Raw genomic sequence first — 10439 nt, forward strand, 5'->3', positions numbered from 1 at the left:
GATCTGGACATGATCGATATCGGCTTCATCGGACTTGGCACCATGGGACGGCCGATGGCCGGCCATCTTCTGGCCGCGGGCCATCGCGTTCTCCTGCATGACGTCGCACCGGTCGCGCCGGCGTTGATCGCGGCCGGCGGGGTTGCCTGCAAGTCGAGCAAGGAAGTGGCGGAGGAGGCGGATGCCGTCATCATCATGGTGCCGGATACGCCGCATGTCGAGGCCGTGCTGTTCGGCAAGGACGGCGTTGCCGCTGGCATCTCAAAAGGCAAGATTGTCGTTGACATGAGCTCGATCTCGCCGCTGGCGACGAAAGAGTTCGCAAGGAAGATCGAGGCGCTCGGCGCGGATTATCTCGATGCGCCGGTGTCGGGCGGGGAGGTCGGCGCCAAGGCGGCGAGCCTCACCATCATGGTCGGCGGGCAGGAGCGCGCCTTCAACACCATGAAGTCTGTGTTCGACAAGATGGGCAAGAACGTCACCCGCGTCGGCGCCAATGGCGACGGGCAGACGACGAAGGTCGCCAACCAGATCATCGTCGCACTGACGATCGGGGCGGTGAGCGAAGCGCTGCTGTTCGCGTCGAAAGCCGGTGCCGATCCGGCGCTGGTGCGGCAGGCCCTGATGGGTGGATTCGCTTCGTCGCGGATTCTCGAAGTGCACGGCGAGCGCATGGTGAAGCGCAATTTCGATCCGGGCTTCCGCATCGAGCTGCACCAGAAGGACCTCAACCTCGCGCTCGAAGGCGCCCGCTCGCTGGGATTGTCGCTGCCGGGCACGGCGGTGGCTCAGCAATTATTCTCGGCCTGCACGGCGCATGGCGGCAAGGCCTGGGATCACTCGGCAATGGTGCGGGCGCTGGAACTGATGGCGGGGCACGAGATCGCCGCTGCGTGAAGTGTTACGCCGTAACAGTTTCCCGTGGTGATGGCGCGTGTTTCTCGCGTGGAACCGGAACGATGATCCGGCCCCGTGGTTGAGGGCGCACAACAATCATTGGAGACCGAAGACATGAAAACCCGTCTTGCGATTACGTTGACTGCCGCGTCGCTGCTGGCGTCGAGCGCAGCCTTTGCACAGTCGACGACCGCCGAGGGCGCCGCGAACGGCGCGCGCGCGGGTGGCGACATTGGCGGCCCGGTTGGCGCGATGGTCGGCGGCACCGTTGGTGCGGCCGTCGGCGCAGGTCTTGAAATTCCGAATGCGGTGCTGGGCGGAATCCCGCGCGATGACTCTGTCGTCATCCACGAACGCGTGGTGGTCGGCGAGCCGTTGCCCCCGACCGTGGTGCTGCGCCCCGTGCCGAACTACACCGGGTATCGCTATGCGGTCGTGAACGATCGCCGCGTGATCGTCGAGCCGCGCACGCGCCGCGTCGTCAAGATCATCGACTGATCGATCTGGGCATTGACTTTGAAGAACCGGGCCCTGCGGGTTTCGATTCCGCGGGGCCTCAGCTCGTTAGGGCCGAACTTGCGCGAAAGCGGGTCATGACCCAATCGGCGGCAGCTGCGAGCGCAAAGCCGATACAGGCCGTTCCGGCATCGACCACAAAATCTTCCAGCCGCGCATGTCGTCCCGGCGCCCAGAATTGCACGAGCTCAAGCAGGCCGATCAGGATCATCGTGGCTGCGGCGACCGTCCAGCGGCGATTCCGGTAGGCGAGACCGAAGGCCAACCCCACCAGGACGAAGGCAAGCGCATGCTCGCCGTCCTGGCCGAGGTCGAAATGCGGCCGCAGACGGGGCGGGCCAAGGGTCGCGAAAGTGACGGCGGCTGCGAGCAGCCAGGCAAAAAAGCGGGCAAAAATGGACATCCGGTGCCGTTAGCACGGATTCGCGACAGCCTGTTGCATCGCCGGGATCAGATCGCCGTGTAGTTAATGACAAAATGTTAAAGTGGCTCGCGCACGCCCAGGCCATGCATGAAGCGCTCCCGGATCTGCACGGGATCCCTGCGGGTGGTGCCGACGCCGGGTTTGTCGTCGATGCGGACGGCGATCAGGCTCGGCTCCGAGGCAGACATGGCCTCGTCGACCAGCCGCTCGAAATCCTCCTCGTCCGCGGCCCAAGCGCTGTTGGCGAGCCCCGAACCGGCCGCGATGGCGACGAGGTCGGCGACGTGCGCCGCCGGCGTCGGCTGCGCGCCGGTGATCTGATAGATGCCGTTGTCCATCACGATCATGATCAGGTTCTTCGGCTTCAACGTCGCAATCGTCGAGAGTGCACCGAGCTGCATCAACAGCGAACCGTCGCCTTCGAGGGCGAAGACGCGGCGATCAGGCTGCGCCAGGGCAACGCCCAGCGCGATCGGGAAGGCGAGGCCCATGCTGCCGAGCATGTAGAAGTTCTGCGGGCGATGGCCGGCGGCCCAGAGGTCGAAATTGGTGTTGCCGATGCCGCCGATCACCGCTTCCTCGTGCTTGAGCTTGGCGATCAGGCGCGAGGTGACATCGAAGCGGTTCATCACCTTGGTGTTGCTAGTGTTCATGGCCGGGCTCACTTGTCGAAAACCTTGCCGCCCGTGAGCAGCGGGTTGAGGATCAGCGCCACCGGCGCCTGCGTCGTGACGGCCTGCTTGATCGAGCGGTCGGCGATGAATTCGAGCTCGTCGAGCCGGGTGATGGTGTGATGCTCCAGCGCCAGCGAGTCCAGCACCGGGCGCATGGTGCGGCAGACCAGCGACTGGCCGTAGTTGAACTCGCCGAGCGTGCCGCGCTCGGACACGAACATGATCAGCGGGATCTGGTAGGGCACCGCGAGCGAGGCGAGCACGTTGGCGAGCGTGGCAAAGCCCGAGGTCTGCATCAGCACCGCGCCGCGCCGTCCACCCATCCAGGCACCCGAGACGATGCCGACGGCTTCCTCCTCGCGGGCGGTCGCAAAGGTGGTGAAGAAGGGATCGGCGTGAAGGTTCTTGATCAGCGGCGTCAGCACGCGATCGGGCACGTAAGGGATGAGGCTGATCTCATTCCGTTTCAGGGTTTGCAGGACGATGCCGTGCCAGCTGTTGTCGCTGGAGGCCTGCGCCGCCTGGGTCGAATTATGCTGCTCCGCAATCGCCATTGCGTTCTCCCTTGAGCCGCGCATCTTCTTGGTCTTTGCCATTGTCCTGGCCGTCGCGGCGGCCTGCCGAACTTGACGCGGCGGGCGGGATTGTCAACATGTCACGGCCGGCACGTGATCTGCGCCAGACGGCCTGCCGTGGCCGGCACCGCCATGTCATAAGCGGCGGCAACGAGAAAAGTTGGGGGAAGCATGGTAGGGGGCGCGACGCGCAGACCTTGCGGATCTCCCTCGAGAGAGCCGGAAGGGTCCTGATGTCCGTCAACAGCAAGCGCGTCTTCTACGTTAAATATCTGGCCAATCCGATCTATATCGACATCCTGAAGGCGCGGCCCGACGTCCGGCTCGATCGCATCGAAAACGAGAGCCCTGAAGATTTCTATGCGCCGATCCTGAGCGCGGCCCACGTCTACCAGATCGGTGCGGCCCGCGATGAGCTCGCGCCGCATTTCCATGTCGATGCCGCCTTCCTGAAGCACACGCCGAACCTGCTGCTCGTCTCCAGCAATGGCGCAGGCTTTGATCCGGTCGACGTCGAAGCCTGCACCGATGCGGGCGTGCTGGTCGTCAACCAGTCCGGCGGCAACGCCCATTCCGTCGCCGAGCATGCGCTCGCGATGATGCTGACCCTGTCCAAGCGCATCATCCAGTCCGACCGCCGTTTGCGCAGGGAGCGCGACGTCGATCGCAACGAGCTCGTCGGTAACGAGGTCGAGCACAAGACCGTCGGTATTGTCGGGCTCGGCAATGTCGGCCGCCGCATCGCGGCACTCTGCACGGGCCTGCTCGGCATGAAGGTGCTGGCCTACGATCCGTACCTCACGGCCGGGGTGATGGCCGAGCGGGGCGGGGAAAAGGTCGAGCTCGACGAGCTTCTGCGCCGCGCCGATTTTGTCTCGATCTCCTGTCCGCTCGACAAGCGCAGCCGCAACATGATCAGCGTGCGCGAGTTCGGGCTGATGCAGCCGCACGCCTATTTCATCACCACGGCCCGCGGCTTCATCCATGACGAGGATGCGCTGCTCCAGGCGTTGCGCGACAAGCGCATCGCGGGGGCCGGCCTCGACGTCTGGTCCAAGGAGCCGCCGCCGCCGGAGCATCCGCTGCTCCAGTTCGACAACGTGCTGGCGAGCCCGCATACCGCAGGTGTGACGATCGAGGCGCGCCAGAACATGGGCCGTATCGCCGCCGAGCAGGTGTTGGAGACCCTCGACGGCAAGCGGCCGCCGCGCATCATCAATCCCGAGGTCTGGCCGCGCTACGCCGAGCGCTTCAAGCAGGCCTTTGGCGTGACGCCGGGCTAGGGGCGCGCGAAAGTCTGATCGCGCTCCGATCGTTGGTTACGAGGATGAAAACAGAAAGCGGCGGATTTTACTGATGGCGTGAGTGAACGCGTATGACTTGTCCTGTAGATGAGAGTCCATGAGCATATTTTCGATTGCGACATCCGGACTTTCTGCGGCGAGTTTGCGCGTGAGCGTGGCCGCGAGCAATATCGCCAACGTTCGCACCACCGGCCCGCTACCGGCGTCAGGCGGATCGGGCACGTCGGTCGGTGCGGGCAGCCCGAGCATTGGTCCGACGTTTCCCGCGGCTTATGTGCCATTGCGAGTCGATCAGGTCGATCAATCGAGCGGCTCGACGCCGGGCGGTACGGTTGCGACCGTGTCGACAGTATCTCCGAGCTTCACCGCACAATCCGACCCAAGCGCTCCCTTCGCAAACCAGGATGGCCTGGTCGCAGCGCCCAACGTCGATCTCGCCGGCGAATTCGTTCAGTTGGAGACCGCAAAGTACAGCTTCATTGCCAATGCGAAGGTCATTCAAGCCTACTCGGAAACGACAGAGTCGCTGCTCGACATCACGGCGTGATGGCTGATTTCGGCCCCGCCTCGCCAGCCTTTGCTCGTCTCCGCGTCCACCGGTGAGACGCCGGGATAGGGCGTCTACCCCAGCTTTGCGCCCAGCTGCTGGAAGACGGCCTCGCACGTCATGAGGTCGAGATGGCCGCCGCCTGCGTTCTTGAAGAATGTAATGTCGGACGGTGAGGTCCGTCCTTGCACGCGACCGCCGGCGAGATCGTAGAGGTCGCCGAGGACGTCGGTCTCGCTGATCGCACCGCTTGCGATCGGTTGCAGGATGTCGCCGACGCCGTGGAAAGCGGATTCCCGCCGGTCCACGAAGACGCGCGATCGCCTTGCCGCCTCGTCATCGGCCTCGCGCGTTTGCGGCGTGTAGCCGCCGACCAGGTCGAGATGTGTTCCCGGCCGCAGGTTGCGGCCCCTGATCAGCGGTGCATGCGACCGGGTGCAGGCGGTGATGATTTCGGCCTCGCGCGTTGCGGCGTCGAGGTCTGCAGTCGTTTCGCACCTCACGCCGCCGGCCGCCAGCCGCCTGGCAAGATCCACTGCCCGTTCCGGGCTCCGATTCCAGATCAGCACGCGTTGCAGCGACGGCCGGACAGTGCGATGCGCCCGGATCAGCCATTCGGACATTTCACCGGCACCGACGCAAAGGAGCGTTTCGGGATTGAGCGGGGCGAGTAATTTCGTGCCCAATGCCGAGTCGGCGGCGGTGCGCCAACGTGTGATCTCGGTCCCGTCCATCGCCGCCAGCGGCCGTCCGTTCGTGCCGTCGAACAGCACGCATACGGCCTGCACCGCCGGCATCTTGCCTTCCGCGAGGTTGGCCGGAAAACTGGTGAACATCTTGCTCGCCATGTACCGGCCGGGATCGACGGCGCTCCGGATGACGTATTGCGCCTTCTCGCCGCCGAGGAAGGCGTCCAGAACCTCCATCTTCGGCCGGCGGTGCGCTGCTTCCAAGGCCGCAATGAGGATCGGGAACGTCAGAACCTTCGTGACTTCGGTGTCGGAGACAAAGTGCAAGGCAAAACCCTTATTGGTGAGGACCGGCACTCCGGCTTAGACTCCGGCGGCCGGTTCCGCAATGGATTGGCCGCGGCGCCCGATCGATCTTGATGCGCATCAAAATCTCCTTCCCTCATCCGGCCTAAATGGGACTAAGGTGCTGCCGGGGCAGCAGGAGGTCCCATGTCTATCTATGTCGTCAGGTTCATGAAGGACGTGCTCGGCGAGTACGGCCGGCAGAGCGAAATTTGCCAGAGCACGCTCGAAATAGACGCCATCGACGAGAACGAAGCCAGGGAGCGGGCGAAGGCAAAATTCTGCAAGGACCAGGCGCTGCATCACTGGTCGCTGCATGCTGACCGCATCCAGGTGAGGCAGGCTGACTTTCCGTCGTAAGCCTTACCGGCCCGGCGCCGTGACGGGCGGGGGGCGCCGTCGTCCCCGCGCCGAGCGAGCGCTGCACCATGACGGTGTCGGACCAGCGGCCGTGGCGGTAGGCGACACCGCACAGCAGACCGGCGCGCGCGAAGCCAAATTTCTCGTGCAGCGCCAGCGAGGGCGCGTTGTCGGCATCGATATAGCCGATCATCTGGCGGAAGCCGGCCGCGGCACAAGCATCGATCAATTCCCCGAGCAGCAGCCGGCCGACCCCGCGGCCGAGATGCTCGTGGTGGACGTAGATCGAATGCTTGGCCGTGTAGCGATAGGCCGGGCGCTTGCGGAACAGCACCGCATAGGCATAGCCGACGACCTCGCCGCGAAAGGTTGCGACCAGATGCGGCAGGCGGGTCTGCTTCAGGTTCTTGCGCCGGTCGCGCAGATCGTCCGGTTCGGGCGCTCCGGTTCCCTCGACATCGCGCGGCACACCATTGCGGACGTGATGGCGGTAGATCGCCAGCATCGCCTCGACATCGCTCTCGCGTGAGGGACGGACCAGGACCGGCTCGTCATCCGGGCGCGCAACTGCTGTTTCGTTCATCGGCACCTACTCGGCAACGACGTAAGTATAGAGCCCGATGCGGCCGTTCGCATCGATCTCCTTGTAGACGCCCTGGATTTCCACATCGAAGCCCGGAAATGCGTTGAAGCAGGTCTCGAACATCTTGAGATAATCCACCATGGGCTTCGCCCGTTCCGTCAGCCGCTCGCCGGGCACGATGGTGGCGATGCCGGGCGGATAGACCACGAAGGGCGTGGTGGCGATGCGGCCAGCAATCGCCTCGATCGGCAAATAGTCGACATCGTTGCGGAACAGGTAGCGCGCGGCATCGCGGGGCGAGATCGCGATCTCCGGCATGTGCTCGGGCATGAACTGCCGCGCCTGGAGCGCGCTGACATCGGCCGCGCGGAAGAAGCGGTGCATCTCGCCGCAGAGGTCGCGCAGCCGCACGCCGGCATAGCGCGCCTGCCGCCGCTGGTAGAATTCGGGAATGACGTCCGCCAGAAGCGCGTTGTCGTCGTGCAGCTTCTTGAATGCCACGAGGCCGGAGATCAGCGTGCCGGCCTTGCTCGCCTCGACGCCAGGGGTGAGCAGGAAGAGCAGGGAGTTGAGGTCGTTCTTCTCGGGCACGATGCGGTTCTCACGCAGATATTGCGCGACGACCGGCGCCGGGATGCCGTGCTCGGCATAGGCGCCGGTGGCGCGGTCAAAGCCGGGCGTGAGCAGCGTCAACTTGTTCGGGTCGGTCATGGCAAAGCCTTCGGTGAGGCCAGGGAAGCCATGCCAGGTCGTGTCGGGGGAGAGCTGCCATAGCGCGGGATTGGTGGCGAGCTCGTCGGTGGACAGCGTTTCCCAGGCGACGTTGTGCGGGGCGCCGGGGCGGCTGACATCGGGAATCGCGACGCGGTCGGGAACGAAGGGTTCGAAGAACCAGCGCCGGTCCGGATTCTGCTCCTTCTCCTCGAACTCCCTGCGCATCGCGCGGATCTTCTTGCGCAGCTCGATGCCGAGCCGGATCGTGTCATCCCACAGCACTTCGCCGGAACGGCCCTTCATCATCTGTGCGCCGACGTCGAGCGAGGCGAACAGCGGATAGAACGGCGACGTGGAAGCGTGCTGCATGAAACTTTCGTTGAAGCGGCGGTGCTCGACGCGCCGCTTCTGGCCGCGGATATGGCGGTCCTTGATGTGGATTTGCGAGGCCTGCGAAAAGCTCGCGAGCTGCTTGTGGGTCGACTGCGTCGCGATGATGCCGGGCGCCTCGGGAGGAAGGTTCGCCAGTCCCATGGCGAACCGGCCGGCATAGAGCGGGTGGAATTTCATGAAGCCGGCCCAGGCCTCGTCGAACAAGATGTATTCGCAGAGATGGCCGATGCGCTTCAAAATCATCTCCGCGCTGTGGATCGAGCCGTCATAGGTGCACTGCTCGACGACCGCGACACGGAAGGGGCGCTCCTTGCGCCAGGCACCCTTGTCCGTGACCAGCGGATGGTTGCGGATCGCTTCGCGCAAAGCCTTCTCGTCGAGCGCATCCCAGCGCATCGGGCCGATCAGGCCCCAGGCGTTGCGGATGGTCGGCACGTAGATCGGGATTCCGCCGTTGATCATCAGCGCGCCGTGGTGGGCCGCCTTGTGGTTGTTGCGGTCGAACAGCACGAGGTCGCCGTCGGTGACAAGGGCGCCCAGCGCGACCTTGTTGGAGGTCGAGGTGCCGTTGAGCACGAAATAGGTCTTTTCGGCACCAAAGATCTGAGCTGCCTCCCTCTGCGCCTTCAGCGCAGGGCCTTCATGGGTGAGGAGGTCGCCGAGATCGAGCACGGAATTGTCGAGGTCGTCGCGGAACACGGACTCGCCCAGATGCTCGACGAAGACCCGGCCGATCGGGCTGCGGCTGTAGAACGAGCCGCCATTGTGACCCGGGCAGGTCCAGAGCTGGTTGCCTTCCTCGGCATAATCGACGAGCGCGCCGAAGAACGGCGTCTTCAGCGTCTCGGCATATTGCTTGAGGCGGCTGATCAGATTCTTGGCGATGAAGGGCGGGGTCTCTTCGGAGAGGAAGACGTAGCCGACGATGAAATCGAGCACCTCGACCGGCAGGTCTTCGAAGCGTTTGCGCCGGATCAGGAGGATGATCGGGAAGTCGAGGCCGCGGCGCCGCATCAGGTTGATCAGCGCCGAGGTCTTGCCTTCCAGGCCCTTCTTGCCCCAGTCCACCACCATGCAGCCGATCGCTGCATCGGTCTGCACCGCGATCTCGGCGTCTTCCAGCTTGCGAGCCCGGACCACCTCGAAGCCGGACCGATGGATCTCCTCGATGATCTGGTTGAAGCGGACGCCCTCGAGGTCGTCTGCGTCGAACACAGGCGCGGCGAACAGGAAGTTGAAGCGCTTGAAATAGTCCATGGCGTGTCCCGAATGTGCGAGACCGACACGTCTCCGCACATTCGATGACAGTTCTATGACGGCGGCGCAGGTCGGCCTTCCTCGCTTTTTGGAGGGGGAGGGGAACCGCTAATGTTTCAGCTCGCCGAACACCACCGTCGGCACCGCGCGGTTGACGACCTCGCGCAGCGCGAAGCTGGATTGCACGCGCGCCACGCGTGGCAGGCGCGACAGCTCGGTGCGGTGGATGCGCTCGAAATCCTGGATGTCGCGAGCCAGCACGATCAGGATGTAGTCGTCGGTGCCCGACATCAGGAAGCAGCGCACGACGGACGGGCATTTCACCACCTCCGCCTCGAACGCCTGCAGGGCCTCGTCGCTCTGGCTCTCCAGCGCGATACGGACCAGCACCGTCGTGGTGAGGCCGAACTTCGCGAGATCGAGTGTAGCCTGGTAGGCCTGGATGTAGCCGTCGTCTTCCAGCGCCTTTTGCCGCCGGGCCAAGGCGGTGCTGGACAGGCCGACCTTGTTGGCGAGTTCGGTGTGGCTGGCCCGCGCATTGGTCGTGAGTTCCGCAAGGAGGGCGAGGTCTTTCCGGTCGTGAGCCAAGGTTTTGTTTCCAGCGTGAAAGGGCGCTTCCACGCCGGAAACCGGCGCGGGGTAACCAAAACTAGCGGATATTTGCACGAAACCAAACCGGCCACGTCGCTACGATGATGCGGCGAATCAAGACATTGGAAGGGAGCCGGGAGATGCGCGTCGGTGTGCCCCGGGAAATCAAGGTGCAGGAATATCGCGTCGGGCTCACCCCGGGCGCCGTCCGCGAATATGTCGCGGCCGGGCATCAGGTGACGGTCGAGAGCGGCGCCGGCGACGGCATAGGTGCGTCCGACGAGGTGTATCAGCGGGCAGGGGCCGCCATCGCCGAGGGCGCGCGTGATATCTTCGCCAAGTCCGACATGATCGTGAAGGTGAAGGAGCCGCAGCAAAGCGAATGGACGCAGCTCCGCGAAAGCCAGATCCTCTTTACTTATCTCCATCTCGCGCCGGATCCCGAGCAGGCCAAGGGCCTGCTCACCTCCGGCTGTACTGCGATTGCCTATGAAACCGTCACCGACGCGGCCGGCCGCCTCCCCCTGCTCGCGCCGATGAGCGAAGTCGCCGGCCGCCTCGCCATCGAGG

Annotated in this window: 11 protein-coding genes and 2 pseudogenes; 6 read left to right on the plus strand and 7 right to left on the minus strand. The window is 64.5% G+C overall.

What is annotated here, in order from left to right:
* The first annotated feature begins 9 nt into the window (after nt 1–9).
* Together AC630_RS00635 and AC630_RS00640 are read left to right on the plus strand one after the other, a co-directional pair.
* Complete coding sequence (locus tag AC630_RS00635; protein ID WP_074116575.1) at nt 10–897, plus strand: 2-hydroxy-3-oxopropionate reductase; 888 nt, start codon at nt 10–12, stop codon at nt 895–897.
* 114 nt (nt 898–1011) lie between these two features.
* Nucleotides 1012–1395 carry a DUF1236 domain-containing protein gene (locus AC630_RS00640; RefSeq protein ID WP_074116576.1) on the plus strand — a complete coding sequence of 128 codons (384 nt, stop codon included), beginning with the start codon at nt 1012–1014 and terminating at the stop codon, nt 1393–1395.
* A 58-nt stretch (nt 1396–1453) separates the two neighbouring features.
* Here the strand turns inward: AC630_RS00640 and AC630_RS00645 are convergent, their stop codons facing one another.
* The 3 genes from AC630_RS00645 to AC630_RS00655 all read right to left on the minus strand — a co-directional run bounded on the left by AC630_RS00645 (nt 1454) and on the right by AC630_RS00655 (nt 3065).
* Complete coding sequence (locus tag AC630_RS00645) at nt 1454–1816, minus strand: VanZ family protein (RefSeq protein WP_074116577.1); 363 nt, start codon at nt 1814–1816, stop codon at nt 1454–1456.
* A gap of 77 nt (nt 1817–1893) precedes the next feature.
* Nucleotides 1894–2490, minus strand: coding sequence for a thiamine pyrophosphate-dependent enzyme (locus AC630_RS00650; RefSeq protein WP_074116578.1), 597 nt, complete (start codon nt 2488–2490; stop codon nt 1894–1896).
* 8 nt (nt 2491–2498) lie between these two features.
* On the minus strand, nt 2499–3065 hold the full coding sequence (locus AC630_RS00655) for a thiamine pyrophosphate-binding protein (RefSeq protein WP_074116590.1): 567 nt from the start codon (nt 3063–3065) through the stop codon (nt 2499–2501).
* Between the two features lie 254 nt (nt 3066–3319).
* On the opposite strand from AC630_RS00655, the gene AC630_RS00660 reads away from it, so the two are divergent.
* Nucleotides 3320–4369: a hydroxyacid dehydrogenase gene (locus AC630_RS00660; protein WP_074116579.1), complete on the plus strand. Its 1050-nt coding sequence runs from the start codon at nt 3320–3322 to the stop codon at nt 4367–4369.
* 118 nt (nt 4370–4487) lie between these two features.
* Complete coding sequence (locus AC630_RS00665; RefSeq protein ID WP_074116580.1) at nt 4488–4937, plus strand: flagellar basal body rod protein FlgC; 450 nt, start codon at nt 4488–4490, stop codon at nt 4935–4937.
* 74 nt (nt 4938–5011) lie between these two features.
* Here AC630_RS00665 and AC630_RS00670 read toward each other — a convergent pair whose 3' ends face one another.
* Nucleotides 5012–5983, minus strand: coding sequence for an ornithine cyclodeaminase family protein (locus AC630_RS00670; RefSeq protein WP_245330215.1), 972 nt, complete (start codon nt 5981–5983; stop codon nt 5012–5014).
* Nucleotides 5984–6118: 135 nt separating this feature from the next.
* On the opposite strand from AC630_RS00670, the gene AC630_RS00675 reads away from it, so the two are divergent.
* Nucleotides 6119–6331 (plus strand): hypothetical protein, encoded by a 213-nt coding sequence (locus AC630_RS00675; protein WP_074116581.1) that lies wholly within the window; start codon nt 6119–6121, stop codon nt 6329–6331.
* 3 nt (nt 6332–6334) lie between these two features.
* Here the strand turns inward: AC630_RS00675 and AC630_RS00680 are convergent.
* The 3 genes and pseudogenes from AC630_RS00680 to AC630_RS00690 all read right to left on the minus strand — a co-directional run bounded on the left by AC630_RS00680 (nt 6335) and on the right by AC630_RS00690 (nt 9866).
* Nucleotides 6335–6914: pseudogene (locus AC630_RS00680) on the minus strand (GNAT family N-acetyltransferase).
* Nucleotides 6915–6920: 6 nt separating this feature from the next.
* A complete protein-coding gene (locus AC630_RS00685; RefSeq protein ID WP_074116582.1) occupies nt 6921–9278 on the minus strand; it encodes an Orn/Lys/Arg family decarboxylase in 2358 nt (785 codons plus the stop codon).
* A gap of 108 nt (nt 9279–9386) precedes the next feature.
* Nucleotides 9387–9866 carry an Lrp/AsnC family transcriptional regulator gene (locus tag AC630_RS00690; protein WP_074116583.1) on the minus strand — a complete coding sequence of 160 codons (480 nt, stop codon included), beginning with the start codon at nt 9864–9866 and terminating at the stop codon, nt 9387–9389.
* 143 nt (nt 9867–10009) lie between these two features.
* Here AC630_RS00690 and AC630_RS00695 point away from each other — a divergent pair.
* Nucleotides 10010–10439, plus strand: a pseudogene (locus AC630_RS00695) (alanine dehydrogenase); the annotation flags it as partial.

It is taken from the genome of Bradyrhizobium sp. AS23.2 (genome assembly GCF_001908185.1).
GTDB lineage: Bacteria > Pseudomonadota > Alphaproteobacteria > Rhizobiales > Xanthobacteraceae > Bradyrhizobium.